At 70.2% G+C, this 15,987-nt stretch carries 15 protein-coding genes; 9 read left to right on the top strand and 6 right to left on the bottom strand.

Annotated features, from left to right (window positions below):
* Nucleotides 1–161 precede the first annotated feature (161 nt).
* The 7 genes from AB0D31_RS08450 to AB0D31_RS08480 all read left to right on the top strand — a co-directional run bounded on the left by AB0D31_RS08450 (nucleotide 162) and on the right by AB0D31_RS08480 (nucleotide 7,162).
* Nucleotides 162–482, top strand: a complete 321-nt coding sequence (locus tag AB0D31_RS08450; RefSeq protein ID WP_362718879.1) for a helix-turn-helix domain-containing protein — start codon at nucleotides 162–164, stop codon at nucleotides 480–482.
* 179 nt (nucleotides 483–661) lie between these two features.
* Nucleotides 662–1,177, top strand: coding sequence for a 2-oxo-4-hydroxy-4-carboxy-5-ureidoimidazoline decarboxylase (gene uraD, locus AB0D31_RS08455; protein WP_362718805.1), 516 nt, complete (start codon nucleotides 662–664; stop codon nucleotides 1,175–1,177).
* The gene (gene uraH / locus AB0D31_RS08460) at nucleotides 1,174–1,563 is read left to right on the top strand and encodes a hydroxyisourate hydrolase (RefSeq protein WP_362718808.1); all 390 of its coding nucleotides are present in this window, start codon (nucleotides 1,174–1,176) and stop codon (nucleotides 1,561–1,563) included. Before uraD ends, uraH begins: the two co-directional genes overlap by 4 nt.
* A gap of 5 nt (nucleotides 1,564–1,568) precedes the next feature.
* Nucleotides 1,569–2,492, top strand: coding sequence for a factor-independent urate hydroxylase (gene pucL, locus AB0D31_RS08465; protein WP_328308240.1), 924 nt, complete (start codon nucleotides 1,569–1,571; stop codon nucleotides 2,490–2,492).
* Nucleotides 2,493–2,560: 68 nt separating this feature from the next.
* Entirely contained in the window at nucleotides 2,561–3,961 is a 1,401-nt protein-coding gene (locus AB0D31_RS08470; protein ID WP_362718811.1) for a nucleobase:cation symporter-2 family protein, read from the top strand.
* A gap of 51 nt (nucleotides 3,962–4,012) precedes the next feature.
* Entirely contained in the window at nucleotides 4,013–5,404 is a 1,392-nt protein-coding gene (locus AB0D31_RS08475) for an 8-oxoguanine deaminase (protein ID WP_362718813.1), read from the top strand.
* Nucleotides 5,405–5,746: 342 nt separating this feature from the next.
* On the top strand, nucleotides 5,747–7,162 hold the full coding sequence (locus AB0D31_RS08480) for a nucleobase:cation symporter-2 family protein (RefSeq protein ID WP_362718816.1): 1,416 nt from the start codon (nucleotides 5,747–5,749) through the stop codon (nucleotides 7,160–7,162).
* Nucleotides 7,163–7,186: 24 nt separating this feature from the next.
* Here the strand turns inward: AB0D31_RS08480 and AB0D31_RS08485 are convergent, their stop codons facing one another.
* On the bottom strand, nucleotides 7,187–7,660 hold the full coding sequence (locus AB0D31_RS08485; protein ID WP_362718819.1) for an excalibur calcium-binding domain-containing protein: 474 nt from the start codon (nucleotides 7,658–7,660) through the stop codon (nucleotides 7,187–7,189).
* A gap of 189 nt (nucleotides 7,661–7,849) precedes the next feature.
* Nucleotides 7,850–8,716 (bottom strand): chitosanase, encoded by an 867-nt coding sequence (locus tag AB0D31_RS08490; protein ID WP_362718821.1) that lies wholly within the window; start codon nucleotides 8,714–8,716, stop codon nucleotides 7,850–7,852.
* A 305-nt stretch (nucleotides 8,717–9,021) separates the two neighbouring features.
* Between AB0D31_RS08490 and AB0D31_RS08495 the strand changes: the two genes are divergently transcribed.
* Nucleotides 9,022–9,861, top strand: coding sequence for a pentapeptide repeat-containing protein (locus tag AB0D31_RS08495; protein ID WP_362718824.1), 840 nt, complete (start codon nucleotides 9,022–9,024; stop codon nucleotides 9,859–9,861).
* 152 nt (nucleotides 9,862–10,013) lie between these two features.
* Here the strand turns inward: AB0D31_RS08495 and AB0D31_RS08500 are convergent, their stop codons facing one another.
* Entirely contained in the window at nucleotides 10,014–10,622 is a 609-nt protein-coding gene (locus tag AB0D31_RS08500) for a TIGR03086 family metal-binding protein (RefSeq protein ID WP_362718827.1), read from the bottom strand.
* Between the two features lie 504 nt (nucleotides 10,623–11,126).
* On the opposite strand from AB0D31_RS08500, the gene AB0D31_RS08505 reads away from it, so the two are divergent.
* Complete coding sequence (locus AB0D31_RS08505) at nucleotides 11,127–12,083, top strand: fibronectin type III domain-containing protein (protein WP_362718882.1); 957 nt, start codon at nucleotides 11,127–11,129, stop codon at nucleotides 12,081–12,083.
* Nucleotides 12,084–12,192: 109 nt separating this feature from the next.
* Here AB0D31_RS08505 and AB0D31_RS08510 read toward each other — a convergent pair whose 3' ends face one another.
* The 3 genes from AB0D31_RS08510 to AB0D31_RS08520 form a co-directional block, all read right to left on the bottom strand.
* Entirely contained in the window at nucleotides 12,193–13,395 is a 1,203-nt protein-coding gene (locus tag AB0D31_RS08510) for an FAD-dependent monooxygenase (RefSeq protein WP_362718830.1), read from the bottom strand.
* Between the two features lie 258 nt (nucleotides 13,396–13,653).
* Nucleotides 13,654–15,273: a malate synthase A gene (gene aceB / locus AB0D31_RS08515; RefSeq protein ID WP_362718833.1), complete on the bottom strand. Its 1,620-nt coding sequence runs from the start codon at nucleotides 15,271–15,273 to the stop codon at nucleotides 13,654–13,656.
* Between the two features lie 288 nt (nucleotides 15,274–15,561).
* On the bottom strand, nucleotides 15,562–15,987 hold a 426-nt coding region (locus AB0D31_RS08520; protein ID WP_362718836.1), incomplete at its 5' end, for an NTP transferase domain-containing protein.

The raw sequence follows: 15,987 nt of genomic DNA on the forward strand, positions 1-15,987 counted from the left end.
GCTCCACGGCCGGATCGGCTGACCGGCACCCAGGCTCCACGGCCGGATCGGCGGACCGGCACCCGGGCTCCGCGACTGAATCCGCCCATCGGCCCCTCGCGCCGGCGACCGAGCCCGCCGACCACCCGCTGCTCCAGGCGGTCAAGCCGCTCGTCGACGCCATGGGCGCCGAGATACTGCTCCCGGCCGACGCCCGGCCCGACGACGTGGTGCTCGCCTGGGAGGGCGAGGACGTGGCGGCGGTGCGCCTGCCGCAGCTCTCCGACTCTCTGGATCACATCCTGGCCGCCATGGAGCGCCGGCACGGAATGCCGCTCTCGGCCCTGGACCGCAAGGCCAAGCAGTCCGCCGTACGGACCCTCGAAGCCCGCGGCGCCTTCTCGGTACGCCACGGCGTGGAGACCGTCGCGTCGGCGCTCGGCGTCAGCCGCTTCACGGTCTACAACTATCTGAACAGGGAAAACACCGCCAAGGACGACTGAGTGGGCACGCTCGGTGTCCGTTTGGGCACCCCCCGCGCAATCCACCGCGCAACGAACCGCCGTCCGGACCCCGGGCGGCGGTTTTTGTCACCCCAAGTTTTCAACAAAGTGTTGACGGGATGTTTCTCAGGGCGTTAGCTATCCGCAGCCCGTTCAGCACCAAGGCCACGGAGGCCGCCGTGACTACGACTTCGACACCGGGCCTCGCCCGGTTCAACACCTCACAGGACAGTGCGGCTCTCGCCGCGCTCCACGAGGTGTGCGCCAGTTCGGCGTGGGGCGGCAAAGTGCTCGCCCAGCGCCCGTACGCCACCGCGCAGGACCTCTTCGCCGCCAGTGACGCCGCTTTGGCGGAGCTGACCGTGAAGGATCTTCAAGAGGCGATGGCCGGGCACCCGCCGATCGGCCGGCCGAAGCCCGGTGACCCCACTTCCGCACGTGAACAGCGCGGCATGGCCGGGGCCTCCGAGGCCCTCAAGGCCGAGCTGCTCGAACTGAACCTGGCCTACCAGGAGCAGTTCGGCCATGTCTTCCTGATCTGCGCGACCGGCGCCACCGGCGAGCAGATGCGCGACGCGGTGAAGACCCGGATCGGCAACACCCCGGAGGAGGAGCGCGAGATCGTGCGCACCGAACTCGGGAAGATCAACCGAATCCGGCTGACCCGTCTTGTAGAAGAGGACAAGGACCGATGAGCACCGCCACCACCGCCTCGGTGTCCACGCACATCCTGGACACCAGCGTCGGACGCCCCGCCCAGGGCGTCGCCATCTCGCTCGCGGCCCGCTCGGGCCATGACGCCGAGTGGACCCCGCTCGGCGGCTCCGCGACCGACGCGGACGGGCGTTGCAAGGACCTGCCGGCGCTGCCGGAGGGCACCACCCACGTACGTCTCGATTTCGAGGTCGAGACGTATTTCGCCAAGAAGCAAGCCGAGGCGCAGCAGGACGCCCCCCGCGTAAGGGACAGCGGTGCGTTCTTCCCGGAGGTGGCGATCACTTTCGCCGTCACACCGGGCGAGCACTATCACGTACCGCTGCTGCTCAACCCGTTCGGCTACTCCGTTTACCGAGGGAGCTAGCAGACATGCCCACGATTCTCGGCCAGAACCAGTACGGCAAAGCAGAGAACCGCGTCGTCAAGATCACGCGGGACGGCGACACGCACCACATCAAGGACCTGAACGTCTCCGTCGCCCTCTCCGGCGACATGGAGGACGTGCACTACAACGGCTCGAACGCCAACTGCCTGCCGACCGACACCACCAAGAACACGGTGTACGCGTTCGCCAAGGAGTACGGCATCGAGTCCGCCGAGCAGTTCGGCATCCACCTCGCGCGGCACTTCGTGACCTCGCAGGAGCCGATCAAGATCGCGCGGATCCGCATCGAGGAGTACTCCTGGGAGCGCATCGAGACCTCCGAGGCCAACTCGAAGTTCATCGGCTCCGACGACGTCAAGCACTCCTTCGTCCGCAAGGGCCAGGAGACCCGGGTCACCCAGATCACCTACGACGGTGAGAAGTGGGAGGTTATCTCGGGCCTCAAGGACCTGGTCGTGATGAACTCGACGAACTCCGAGTTCTGGGGCTACGTCAAGGACAAGTACACGACGCTCCAGGAGGCCTACGACCGGATCCTGGCGACCCAGGTCTCGGCGCGCTGGCGCTTCAACTGGACCGACGACGAGCAGAAGGCGCCCAACTGGGAGAAGTCCTACGAGCAGGTGCGCAAGCACATGCTCCAGGCCTTCGCCGAGACGTACTCCCTCTCGCTCCAGCAGACCCTGTACCAGATGGGTTCGCGCATCATCAACAGCCGGTCCGAGATCGACGAAGTGCGTTTCTCGCTGCCGAACAAGCACCACTTCCTGGTGGACCTCGAGCCCTTCGGGCTCAAGAACGACAACGAGGTCTACTTCGCGGCGGACCGTCCATACGGTCTTATCGAGGCGACCGTCCTGCGTGACGGCGTCGAGCCGCAGATCCCGGTCGACATGACCAACCTCTGACGCGGCCCCGAGCCGTCCCCCGCCCGCCCGCAGTCGGGCGGGGGACGGCTTGGACCGGAGGGATTCTCATGGCACAGCCCGCAATGGCGCCGGCACCTGCCGACGGCCCATGTACCACCCCACCCGACGGTGCCGTGCACCCGGTGGATGAAAAGCTCCCCGCCTCGCGGCTCGTCCCCGCCGCACTCCAGCACATCGCCGCCATGTACGCGGGCGTTGTCACCCCTCCGCTCATCATCGGCCAGGCAGTCGGCCTCGACACCGCGGCTCAGACCCGGCTCATCGCCGCGAGTCTGCTCATCGCGGGTCTCGCCACCGTCCTGCAGACCATCGGCGTCGCGAACTTCGCCGGAAACCGGCTCCCGTTCGTGAACGCGGCCTCATCGGCCGGTATCGCGCCCATGCTCGCGATCGCCGAGACCAGCGCCAAAGGCCATCAACTCCCCGCCATCTACGGCGCGGTGATGGTCGCAGGAGTCTTCTGTCTCCTGGTCGGTCCCTTCTTCGGCCGGCTGCTGCGCTTCTTCCCGCCGCTGGTGACCGGTGTCGTGATCACGCTCATCGGCGTCACACTCATGCCCGTACCAGTCTCCTGGGCCCAAGGCGGCGACAAGACCGCCGCCGACTTCGGCGCCATGAAGAACCTGGCACTCGCCGCCTTCACGCTCGTGGTGATCCTGCTCTTCCAGCGCTTCGCCCGTGGCTTCCTGCGCCAAGTCGCCCTGCTGCTCGGCCTGTTGATCGGCACGCTCGCGGCGATCCCGTTCGGCATGGCCGACTTCTCCGCGATGAGGTCCGCGCCCGTCGCCGCCCTGCCGACGCCCTTCTCCTTCGGCGCACCCGAGTTCCACCCCGCCGCCGTGCTCTCGCTGTGCATCGTGATGCTGGTCCTGATGACCGAGTCCAGCGCCGGCATGCTCGCCATCGGCGAGATCTGCGAGCGCCGCACCGACGGACGCACCATCGCCCGGGGCCTGCGCACCGACGGCATCGCCACCCTGCTCGGCCCCATCTTCGGCGGCTTCCCCACCAGCGCGTTCGCCCAGAACGTGGGGGTCGTCTCACTGACTCGCGTACGCAGCAGGTACGTTGTCGCCGTCGCGGGCGGCGCCCTCCTGGTGCTCGGCGCCTTCCCGGTACTCGGCGCGGTCGTCTCACTGGTGCCGATGCCCGTGCTCGGCGGGGCCGGAATCGTCCTGTTCGGCTCGATCGCTGTGAGCGGCATCCGTACGCTCTCCGAGGCCGGACTCGACGACAGCTCCAACATCATCCTGGTGGCCGTGGCACTCGGAGCGGGCATCATCCCGCTCGCCGCGCCCACCTTCTACGCCGGATTCCCCGCCTGGGCGCAGACCGTGCTCGGATCGGGCATCAGCGCCGGTGCGCTCACCGCCGTGCTGCTGAACCTCTTCTTCCATCATCTCGGCACCCGGAGCCGCGTCGCGGCCCCGGTACTCAAATCCTCGTAGGGTCCTGCCGTGCCCAAGTCACAGCCGCCACTGAGCAAAGAAGGAAGCATCATGGCACCTTCGGCAGCCCTTCAGCGCATCGTCATCGAAAACTGTGCGATCGCAACCGTGGACGCGAACGACACCGAGTATGCATCCGGCCATCTGGTGATCGCCGGCAACACCATCGAGTCGGTGGGTGCCGGCCCCGCCCCCGAGGGCCTGACCGACGTGGTCCGCCGCATCGACGGCACCGGCCACCTCGTCACCCCCGGCCTGGTCAACACGCACCACCACTTCTACCAGTGGATCACCCGTGGCATGGCCACCGACCACAACCTCTTCGACTGGCTGGTCGCGCTGTACCCGACGTGGGCACGGATCGACGAGCAGATGGGCCGTGTCGCGGCCCAGGGCTCCCTCGCGGTGATGGCCCGCGGCGGCGTCACCACCGCCCTGGACCACCACTACGTCTATCCGCGGAACAGCGGTGACCTGTCCGGCGCGATCATCGGCGCCGCCTCCGCGATGGGCGTCCGCTTCACCCTGGCCCGCGGCTCCATGGACCGCAGCGTCAAGGACGGCGGACTGCCGCCGGACTTCGCCGTCGAGACCCTCGACGGAGCGCTCGCCGCCACCGCCGAGACCATCGACCGCTTCCACGACGCCACCTTCGGCTCGATGACCCAGGTCGCCGTCGCCCCCTGCTCGCCCTTCTCGGTCTCGACCGAACTCATGAAGCAGGGCGCCGAGTTGGCCCGCGCCAAGGGCGTACGGCTGCACACCCACGGCTCGGAGACCATGGAGGAGGAGCAGTTCTGCAAGGAACTGTTCGGCATGGGCCCGACCGACTACTTCGAGTCGACCGGCTGGCTCGGCAGCGACGTGTGGATGGCGCACTGCGTCCACATGAACGACTCCGACATCGCCGCCTTCGCCCGCACCGGCACCGGCGTCGCCCACTGCCCCTCGTCCAACGCGCGCCTCGCCGCCGGCATCGCCCGCGTCCCGGACATGCTGAAGGCGGGCGTCCCGGTCGGCCTCGGTGTCGACGGCACCGCGTCCAACGAGTCGGGCGAGTTGCACACCGAGCTGCGCAACGCGCTGCTCATCAACCGCCTCAACGCCCAGCACCGCGAGCGCGCGCTCGGTGCCCGCCAGGCCCTGCGCCTGGGCACCTACGGCGGCGCTCAAGTGCTGGGCCGTGCCGAGGAGATCGGCTCCCTCGAAGCCGGCAAGCTCGCCGACCTCGTGCTGTGGAAGCTGGACACCATCGCCCACGCCTCCATCGCCGACCCGGTCACCGCGCTGGTCTTCGGTGCCGCGGCCCCGGTCACCGCCTCCTTCGTGAATGGCCGTCAGATCGTCGAGAACAGCCGCCTCACCACGGTCGACGAGGACGCCATCGCGGTGGCGACCCGTGAAGAGGCCCAGCGCCTCGCCCGGATCGCCGCGCAGGCCTGACCCCAAGGAGTCCGGTCGAGGGGGACGGCCCTCGACCGGTCGCCGTGGACCCGAGCGGGGTCCGCGGCAGCCGGGCCGGAGGGTGCGTACTACAAGGACGTACGCACCCTCCGGAACGGTGAAACCCGTTCTCATGTCCCGTGTAAGGAACGGCAGTTGACGTTCCGTCACCTGTCATACCGTCACGTGCCGTACCGTCACACAGCGCCGTCCTTGGCGCCCACACGACAGCCGAGCCGCGCTGTTCGTATCGCACCGCACCACCTGTTTCCGTTGCTCAACGCACCACCTCCCTGACAGTCGCGTCCACCGCCGACGTGTAAACCGACCGGAGGAACCGCCGTGGCCGCACAGCCCAGGTTTCGCAACATCGCAGCAAGCCCCACCCAGAACGGCGAGAAGCATCCCGTCGACGAGACGCTCCCTCCGCTGAAGATGTTCACCAGCGGCCTCCAGCACGTGGCCGCGATGTACGCGGGTGTGGTGGCCCCGCCCATGATCGTGGGCCCCGCCGTGGGGCTCGACACCAAAGAGACCGCTTTCCTGGTCGCCGCGAGCCTGTTCACCGCGGGACTCGCCACGCTCCTCCAGACCCTCGGGATCTGGAAGATCGGCGCCAAGCTGCCCTTCGTGAACGGCGTTTCGTTCGCCGGTGTCACCCCGATGATCGCCATCGGCAAGGAGCACGGCGCCGACGCGATGCCCGTCATCCTCGGCGGCGTCATCGTCGCGGGACTGCTCGGCTTCATAGCGGCGCCCTACTTCGGCAAGCTCGTCCGCTTCTTCCCGCCTGTCGTCACCGGCACGGTGATCACCCTCATCGGTGTCTCGCTGCTGCCCGTCGCCTTCAACTGGTCGTCCGGCGGCAACGAGAAGGCGGCCGACTATGGTTCGCTCTCCAACCTGGCGCTCGCCGCGATCACCCTGGTCATCGTGCTCGCGCTGCGCAAGCTGCTGCACGGCTTCATGCAGCAGATCGCCATCCTGCTCGGCCTGGTGGCGGGGTCGCTCATCGCGATCCCCATGGGCAAGACCAGCCTGGACGCCATCAAGAACGCGGACCTCGTCGGCTTCCCGACGCCGTTCCACTTCGGAGCCCCGCAGTTCGACGTCGCCGCGATCATCTCGATGTGCATCGTGATGCTGGTCTGTATGACGGAGTCCACCGCCGACATGCTGGCCCTCGGCAAAATCGTCGAGCGCCCCGCCGACCAGCGCACCATCGCGGCCGGCCTGCGCGCCGACACCCTCGGCTCAGTGCTCAGCACCCTCTTCAACGGCTTCATGGCCAGCGCGTTCGCCCAGAACATCGGGCTCGTCGCGATGACCAAGGTGCGCAGCCGATTCGTGGTGGCGACCGGTGGCCTGATCCTCGTCGTGATCGGCCTGTGCCCGGTCGCGGCCTCGGTGATCTCCCTCGTACCCCTGCCGGTGCTCGGTGGCGCCGGCATCGTCCTGTTCGGCTCGGTGGCCGCCAGCGGCATCCAGACCCTGTCGACGGCCGCCCTCGAAAAGGGCGAGAACGCTCTCATCGTGGCCGCCGCGGTCGGCATCGGCCTGATCCCGATCGCCAAGCCGGACTTCTACCACGCGTTCCCCGACAAGATGCTCGTCGTCCTCGACTCCGGCATCTCCACCGGCTGTGTGGTGGCCATCGTCCTCAACCTGGCCTTCAACCACTTCGGTTCGCGGCGGGCCGAGGCCGAGGACAAGGCCGAGGTGCTGCCCATGGCCGAACCGGAGGCCGCCCTGCACTGACGGGCGGCCATGCGGCCCCGGGTGCTACTCGCAGGCGATGCCGTCGCCGTCCCGGTCCAGGTGGGAGTCGTAACCGGGCTCGCCACGGTGCAGGGGAGTGACGCCGGCGGCCCGGGCGGCGGTGCAGTTCTTGTAATAGACGCTGCCGCCGCCCTTGTTGCCGCCGCCGTTCATCGGCGGCGGCACGCTCGGACCCTTCGGCTTGGGCTTGGGCTTGGGCTTCGGGACGGTCTTGGCGGCCGGGGGCTTCGTTGCGGCGGGGGGCGCGGCCGGTGTCGCGCTCCGCGTCTGCGTCGGGCTCGGCGTCGGGCTCGGGCTCTCACTGGCCGACGGGGACGGCGACGGGGAAGCGGACTGTGACGGGGTCGCGGCCGGCACCGAGGCCACCGGCGTCTTCGTCTTCGGCGTCGCGTCCTGGCAGCCGGTCGTGGTGAAGGCGAGCGCACCGAGCAGGCCGGAGATGAGCAGAGTGCGGACGGCTGGTTCTGATATGCGCATGCGGCGGCTCTCTCGGGCGTTCGGAATGATTGTGATGATCTGGTGAACGAGAGAATACGGGCCGCAAAGGTTCCGTAAAGGAGAATGGGTCAACTCGGCCGAATCCAGCCACCGTAGCGGGTGGAACGGACGAAAACGGCGGGTACGGCGGCGCGAGGCTGCCGTACCCGCCGTTACCGGTGGGGCGGGTCAGCCGATGTGGTACGGGTCGCCGTAGACCTTCCAGTCGAGCGGCGTGTCGAGGTTCAGGTTCCCCTTCTTCAGGAAGACCCGCTGCTCGGTGTCGACGCGGCTGGTGTCGCTGTGCGCCTCCTCCTGCTTCATCGCCCAGACGCGGGCGTCGAGGAAGGCGTTGAGGTACTTCGTCTCGTTTCCGCCCTGCGACGGGGGCTCGGCCTTGGCGAGCGCCCTCTTGCGGATCGAGCTGAAGCTGGTCGGGTCGCTGCCGTCACCGTGCATCACGATGGCGTCGTAGTAGATGAACTGCCCCAGCGTGCCGACCCCGTCGGCCTTGCCCTGGCGGACGGCCGGGTCGAAGTAGACCCGGTCGCGCTCGTCGTTCTGGGCCTCCTTGAAGGCCGTCTCCGACGCTGCGGTCTTCCAGTCCTTGGGGAAGTTCGGGTCGAGACCCTTGTGCGAGTCGGTCCCGTCGACCTTCTCCAGGGCCGGCAGGTACTTGGCGAGGACGTTGCCGGGGTTCCGCGCGGTGTAGAGCTTCACCAGGTCGAGCATGTCGCCGGTGCCGGAACAGAATCCGATGATGCCGGCGGTGTAGCCCCGGCCGTCCTTGATGTCCTCGATGTACTTGTACTGCGCCTTCCAGTCCAGCGAGGAGTTCTCCGCGCTGGAGACGAGCTGCATGGCTATGTCCTTCTTCGCCGGGTCGTCGAGCCCGGTCGCGGCGGCGTTGATCACCATCGCATTGTCCGCCTGCGGGGCGGCCGGGTTGTCAGCGGCGTACGCCGTGACCGGAACCGCGAGCAGTGCGGTGCCGAGCAGGGCGCGTAGAGCGAGCTTGGTACGACGTGCGGTGGTGTTGCCGTGGGGGGTGTGCACCTGGACCTCCAGAAGGAGTTCGTCGTTCCCGGTGTTCTGTTAGGAAACTTTCCTACCATTGGTCTGTGGTGGCCGTACACCCTTGCGGCACAGGGAAGTTGGGGGTGATGGGGGTGGTGGTCGCCGTGATCTGCGACGGCGGGGTGCGGTGGCGGGGTGCGGCGCGGGGGCAGGGGGCGGGCGCGCGGTGTCGGCGTGTCGGGGTGGAGGCGGCCGCGCGGTGCCGCGCCAGGCGGGCGGTTAGACTGTCGGGCTGCTGTCCCCGCCCGCCCTGCCGTCACCGCCCGTCAGAGGAGCCCCGCACGTTGTCCGAGAACCAGGAGGCGATCGCCCCGGCCCCCGGCGCGACCCGGCTCACCCTCGTCTCCGACTGCGGCGACTGTTTCGGCCTGTGCTGCGTGGCCCTCGCCTACGCGGCCTCGGCCGACTTCGCGCAGGACAAGCCGGCCGGGAAGCCGTGCCCCAGCCTCCAGCGGGACTTCCGCTGCGGCATCCACCGGGACCTGCGCACGAGCGGCTTCCAGGGCTGCACGGTGTACGACTGCTTCGGCGCCGGACAGAAGGTCTCCCAGCAGACCTTCGGCGGGCGCGACTGGCGCGCGGCGCCGGAGACCGCGGCCTCGATGTTCGAGGTCTTCCCGGTGATGCGCCAACTCCACGAACTGCTCTGGTACATCGCCGAAGCGCTCGCCCTGCCGAAGGCCCGGCCCGTCCACACCGAGCTGCACGCGGCGCTCGGCGAGACCGAGGCGTTCACGCGACTCGCGCCCGAGGCGCTGAAGGAGCTGGATGTCGCCGCCCACCGCGACCAGGTCAACCAGCTGCTCCTCAAGGCGAGTGAGTTGGTAAGGGCCGAGTACAAGGGCAAGAAGAAGGACCGGCGTGGCGCCGACCTGATGGGCGCCCGGCTCAGGGGCGCCGATCTTCGCGGCGCGAACCTGCGGGGCGCCTTCCTCATCGCCGCGGATCTGCGCGGCGCCGATCTGCGCCTGGCCGACCTGATCGGCGCGGACTTCCGCGACGCGTCGCTGTCCGGCGCCGATCTGACCGAGGCGTTCTTCCTCACCCAGGCCCAGGTGAACGCGGCGAAGGGCGACGGGACGACGAAGCTCCCGCCGTCCCTGGTGCGTCCCGCGCACTGGTAGCCGGGCCGCCGCTGGACGGCACGCGCGCACGGGTAGCCGGGCCGCCCGCTGGATGGCGCAGCCCGGGTCGCTTCCGGTTCGCTCCGATCAGGCGGCCCAGCCCGGGCCGCCCGCTGGATGGCGCAGCCCGGGTCGCTTCCGGTTCGCTCCGATCAGGCGGCCCAGCCCGGGTTGCGTCCGCTCGCCCCGATCAGGCGGTCGAGCATCGGGGCCTCGTCCGGTACCTCGACGGCCGGCCCGAACGCGGTGCCACGAGCGGCCGGGTCGTCCTTCGACGGCGCGAGGAAGCCGAAGGACACCTCCAGGTCGGCGGGGGCCGGACGGTAGGCCTGGCCGGTGGCTCGGGCCACGTCCCATCCGTGCACGACCAGCTCGTCGAGTCCGACGCAGCCCGTGACCGCCGCGGGAAGGCGCAGACCGCCGATCTGGGCCTCGCCCTCCCAGGCCGCCGGGTCACGCCACGCCTCGGCCATGGCGGCGAGGCTCTTCGGCAGGGATGTGCGCCAGTCGGCGGGCAGCTCGGGCGGCGCCATCGTGCCCGGAGCGGTGCTGGTCGAGGGGCCCATCTCCTTGCGCGCGGCGTCCTGGAAGGCCACGCTCAGCCCGAGGATGTGCGCGAGCAGCTCCCGCACCGCGTACTCGGGACACGGCGTCGGACCGGCCAGCTGATCGTCGGCCACGCCGTCGAGGAGGCGAGTCAGCTCGGCGGCCGCGGCACCGAGGTCGGGGCGGGCCGGCTGGGCGTTCATGTCGTTGCTCATGTACGGGAGACCGTGCCCGCGCCGGAAACTCATCGCGGATGCGCGCGGCACCTCGCGAAGCGCCGGGACACTGCTCCCGGTCGGGGCGCGTCCAGGAGCAGTGCCCTGGGCCGTCGAGGGGGGCCACCGCGGGAGGCCGCCGAGGGAAGGGCCGCCGGGGGAAGGGCCGCCGGGGGAAGGACCCCCGAAGGTAGGGCCGGCACGCGAGGGGCCACCGCGGGAGGGCCGAGGAGAGAGGGCCGAGGAGAGCGGGCCGCCGTACTGCAACTGCACGGCGGACCAAGGGAGTTGTGTGTCAGGGGTCTTGTCGTGCGCACCTCCGGCGTGTCATACAGGTCTGGACCTTTCCGTGGATTCGGGGATTCCTCCGGCCGCGCAAGCCCTGCGACGGGCGCCGTGTGGGTCCGCGCGTCACGTCACCAGGAGGCCGATGTGTGCCGCACGACCAGCCACCGGGTCACAGTCGTGCGCCCGGCCATCGCCCCGCTCCTGTCGCTGTCGCTCGTGTTCCTCTTCCTGCTCGCCGGCTGCGCGGCGGGGCACGATCGGGACCGGCGGAGTCCTTCGGTGCCGGGTGCGGTCACCGCGCAGGCGAGCAGCGCCACATCGGTCCACGTCATGTGGCATCGCTCCACCGACGACAAGGCCGTCACCGGGTACGAGATCCGGCGCGACGGGACCACGGTCAAGCGGGTCCCGGCGACCCTGAGCATGATCGACGTGGACGGCCTCGCCGCCTCGACCGCGTACCGCTTCACCGTGCGGGCCGCCGACGCCGCGGGAAACCTCTCGGCCCCCAGCGCCCCCGCCGCCGTCACCACGCCGGCCGCGACGCCCGACGACAAGCGCCCGCCCACCGCCCCGGCCCACCTGACCGGTCGTGCGGACGGCACCGGCGGGGCCGATCTGAGCTGGGGCCGGTCCTCGGACGACGTGGGCGTGACGGCGTACGACGTCTACCAGGAGGGGGTACGGATTCACAGCGTCGGCGGCGCCGTGACGTCGGCGCGGCTGACCGGGCTCCAGCCCGGCACCGTCTACACCTTCACCGTGCGCGCCCGGGACGCCGCCGACAACGCCTCGCAGGACAGCGGCGCCGTCGACATCACCACCGTCGCCGCGCCCGGAGCGCCACCCAGCACCGCGCCCACCGGGCTGCGCGCCACCATCGCGCGCGCACCGTCCGGCCGCGGCGCGGACGTCACCCTGCACTGGGTACCGCCGCGCACGGGCGGCGCGATCGGGGCGTACCAACTGTTCCTCGACGGCCGCCCGACGACCACGATCGTGCCCGGTGTCGTGTCCTCCACGCCGGGCGCCGAGTCCTCCGACGGCCTCACCTCGTACACGTTCACGCTCACCGATCCGCAGGGCACCCGCTCCAGCGTCAAGCTCCGCGCCAGGCTGCCGGACGGCACATGGGGCGACTTCTCGGCTCAGCCGACCGTGGTGGTTCCCTGACGGTGTGCTGGTACGGCAACGGCAACGGCGGCAGGCAAGCAGGGCGGCGCGGCGGTAGCGGCGGCGCGGCGGGTCGCGGTGATCGCGGCCGGGGTCGGCCGCCGACCCCTCAGGAGATCCCGCGCCCGCCGAACGCGCCAGATCCGTCCGCCTGTTGCCACCACTTCTCCAGGCCGGCCTGGTCCAGCGCGCTCCAGTCCGGGGTCTCCTGGACAAGACCGTGGCCCAGGGCGCGGCCCAGCTCGACCATGGCGCGGCCGGCCGGGGCGCGGCTCGCGTCGTAGGCGGTGAGGGCCTCGGGCCAGCTCGTGGCCGAGGTCAGTGCCGACTCCAGGGCGGTGGCGTCCTGGAGCGCCTTCACCGCGCCGCCGCCGGTGTGCGGGCGGGCCACCGTGGCGGCGTCGCCGGCCAGGGCGAGGCGGCCCGTCGCGTACCGGGGCGCCGTGAAGTCGTACATCGGCTGAATGAAGAGCTCGCCCGGTTCGGTCAGGTGCATCAACTGACCCCAGAACGGCGCGAGTTGTGTGCCAGCGATGGACAGGGCGTGGGCGCGCAGGGTGTCGGTCAGGGTGCCGGGCGGCAGGCTGGTGGGGGAGTCGAGGGGGAGCCCGTGGTCGGAGGGTGGCGCCGCGTAGAGCACCCAGTTGACGCGGTGGCCGCCCCGGCCGTCCGGGATGCGGTAAATGATCGCGTGTCCGCCCGGGAAGACGGCGTACACACAGTCCTCGACCGGCCAGAGCTCCGCCTGGGGGAGTCTTTCGGCCGGGAAGGCGCCGCGCCAGGCGAGATAGCCCGCGTATGTCGGCCGTACGCCGGGGCAGGCGGCCGCGCGCACCACCGAGCGGTAGCCATCGGCGCCCACGACGGCGTCGAAGCGCTCGCAGCTCCCGTCCGACCCCATCAACTCGGCTGTTTCGCCCGCGAGTTCGACGCGGTCGACGGTCGTGCCCGACCGAAACCGAACCGACTGGGGCACCCGGGCCCGCAGTTCGTGCCAGAGCGGGCCCCAGTTGTACGTACGGAAGGGGAAGGGCAGGGTGCCGACGAGGCGGCCCATCGGGGCGGAGCCGTCGCGAACGTACCAGCGGCGTCTGGAGAGTTGGAGCCAGGGCATCGCGGCGGTCAGGAATCCGCGGGATTCCAGCTCGGCGTACCGGTCGTTGTGCACGGCGAGCCCCACCCCGCGGTCGGCCAGGCCGCCCGACGCCCGTTCGTACACCGTGATCTCGTCGGCGCCACCGCGGTGCGCGGCGAGTGCCGACGCACACCCCGCGACGCTCCCGCCCACGATGGCGACTCGCCCTCCAGGCATCCACAACCCCCTAGCAGCCCTCACCAAGGGGACCGCCGGCCTTCCGGGCCCGGCGAATCCCCGGCGGGATTGTCGCAGCAACCCAACGCTCGCGCAGCGGTACGGCGAGATCGGGTTCCCGGGGCGCATCGGACTCCTCGTCCACCGGGCCCACACCCGAGAGCCGGGGCCGCCGGGGCGCGGCCTGCACGCGAAACGGCTCCGCCCCCGGTGCTGTGCGGTACCGGGGGCGGAGCCAAGGGGAAGCAACTGCCGTGATCAGCCGACCAGTTGCTCGTAAGCGGGCAGGGTCAGGAAGTCGGCGTAGTCGGAGTCGAGGGAGACCTGGAGCAGGAGGTCGTGGGCCTGCTGCCACTTGCCGGCCGCGAAGGCCTCCTCGCCGATCTCCGCGCGGATCGCGGCGAGTTCCTCGGCCGCCACCTTGCGGGCGAGGTCGGCCGTGGCCGTCTGGCCGTCCTCGAAGACGACACCGGCGTTGATCCACTGCCAGATCTGCGAGCGCGAGATCTCGGCGGTGGCCGCGTCCTCCATCAGGTTGAAGATGGCGACGGCGCCGAGGCCCCGCAGCCACGCCTCGATGTAGCGGGTGCCGACCTGAACCGCGCTGACCAGGCCCTGGTAGGTGGGCTTGGCGTCGAGGGAGTCGATGGCGATCAGGTCGCCGGGGGCCACCGAGACGTCCTCGCGCAGCCGGTCCTTCTGGTTCGGCTTGGAGCCGAGCACCGCGTCGAAGGAGGCCATCGCGATCGGCACCAGGTCGGGGTGGGCGACCCACGAGCCGTCGAAGCCGTCGCCCGCCTCGCGGTCCTTGTCGGCCTTGACCTTCTCGAAGGCGACCTTGTTCACCTCGGCGTCACGGCGCGAGGGGATGAACGCGGCCATGCCGCCGATGGCGTGTGCACCGCGCTTGTGGCAGGTGCGGACGAGCAGTTCGGTGTACGCCCGCATGAACGGGGCCGTCATCGTCACCGCGTTGCGGTCCGGCAGGACGAACTTCTCGCCGCCGTCCCGGAAGTTCTTCACAATGGAGAAGAGGTAGTCCCAGCGGCCCGCGTTGAGGCCCGCCGCGTGGTCCTTGAGCTCGAAGAGGATCTCTTCCATCTCGTACGCCGCGGTGATCGTCTCGATCAGGACCGTCGCGCGGACGGTGCCCTGCGGGACGCCCACGTAGTCCTGCGCGAAGACGAAGATGTCGTTCCAGAGGCGGGCCTCCAGGTACGACTCCGTCTTCGGGAGGTAGAAGTACGGGCCCTTGCCGAGGTCGATCAGACGCTGGGCGTTGTGGAAGAAGTACAGGCCGAAGTCGACGAGCGCGCCCGGCACGGGGCGGCCGTCGAACTGGAGGTGGCGCTCCTCCAGGTGCCAGCCGCGCGGCCGCATGACGACGGTCGCGAGCTGGTCGGCGTCCTTCAGGGCGTACGACTTGCCCGACTTGGCGTCGGTGAAGTCGATGCGACGCTCATAGGCGTCGATCAGGTTGAGCTGGCCAAGGACGACGTTCTCCCACGTGGGAGCCGAAGCGTCCTCGAAGTCGGCGAGCCAGACCTTGGCGCCCGAGTTCAGGGCGTTGATGGTCATCTTGCGGTCGGTCGGACCGGTGATCTCCACGCGGCGGTCGTTCAGCGCGGCCGGGGCCGGCGCGACCTTCCAGTCCCCGGCGCGGATCTCCGCGGTCTCGGGGCGGAAGTCCAGGGTGGAGGTGCGGGCGATCTCGGCGCGGCGGTCCTGGCGGCGGGTGAGGAGCTCGTCACGGCGGGCCGTGAAGTTCCGGTGCAGCTCGGCCACGAAGGCGAGGGCCGCGTCGGTGAGTACCTCTTCCTGCCGGGGCAGGGGCTCGGCATCGACGATGGCCAGCGGGGACGGCGCTGGTGCGGACATGAGCTGTCACTCCTTCGCGGGCGGTGCCCTGACGGCCGCCGGGTCGCCATGAAATGGCACTCAGTGCCAGGGCTCCGAGATACGACTGTGGGCGCCGGCTGATCTGACGGGCGCTTCTGAACAGTGGATACTAGTTTCCTCATGGTGGAAGTTCAATGGTTTGTTGATGTCGAGATTCTCCGAGTCGAGGGACCATGGCGCTGGGTGCCACCCCGTTCACTCCGCGTCTTCGGACACCATTGCCGTGTCAGCGGACGCCTTTCCCGTCTCTCCCTGTGTACTCCAGGTCTACTGGAGACGGCCGAGATCCGCCTCGGTGTCGATGTCGTAGGGCTCGGCCACGTCCCCGCACTCGACGAGCGTGATCTCCTCCTCGTGGGCCTTGAGATACGCGCGAGCACCCTGGTCGCCCGTCGCGGACGCCGCGATGTCCGCCCACCGGGCGGCCCCGAACAGCACCGGATGGCCGCGTCGTCCGTCGTACGAAGCCGCCGCCAGCGAATCGCCCGAACGGTGGGCGGCGAGTACCCGTGCGACCGCCTCGGCGCCGATCCCCGGCTGATCGACCAGGCTCACCAGGGCGGCCCGCGCCCCGCCACCCGCTGTCCCCGCCCCGCTGCCCGCTGTCCCCGCCCCGCTGCCCGCTGTCCCCGCCCCGCTGCCCGCTGTCCCCGCCCCGCTGCCCGCTGTCCCCGCCCCGCTGCCCGCTGTCCC

Origin of the sequence: Streptomyces sp. NPDC048361 (assembly GCF_040651795.1) — a bacterium.
In the GTDB taxonomy this organism is placed as follows: domain Bacteria; phylum Actinomycetota; class Actinomycetes; order Streptomycetales; family Streptomycetaceae; genus Streptomyces.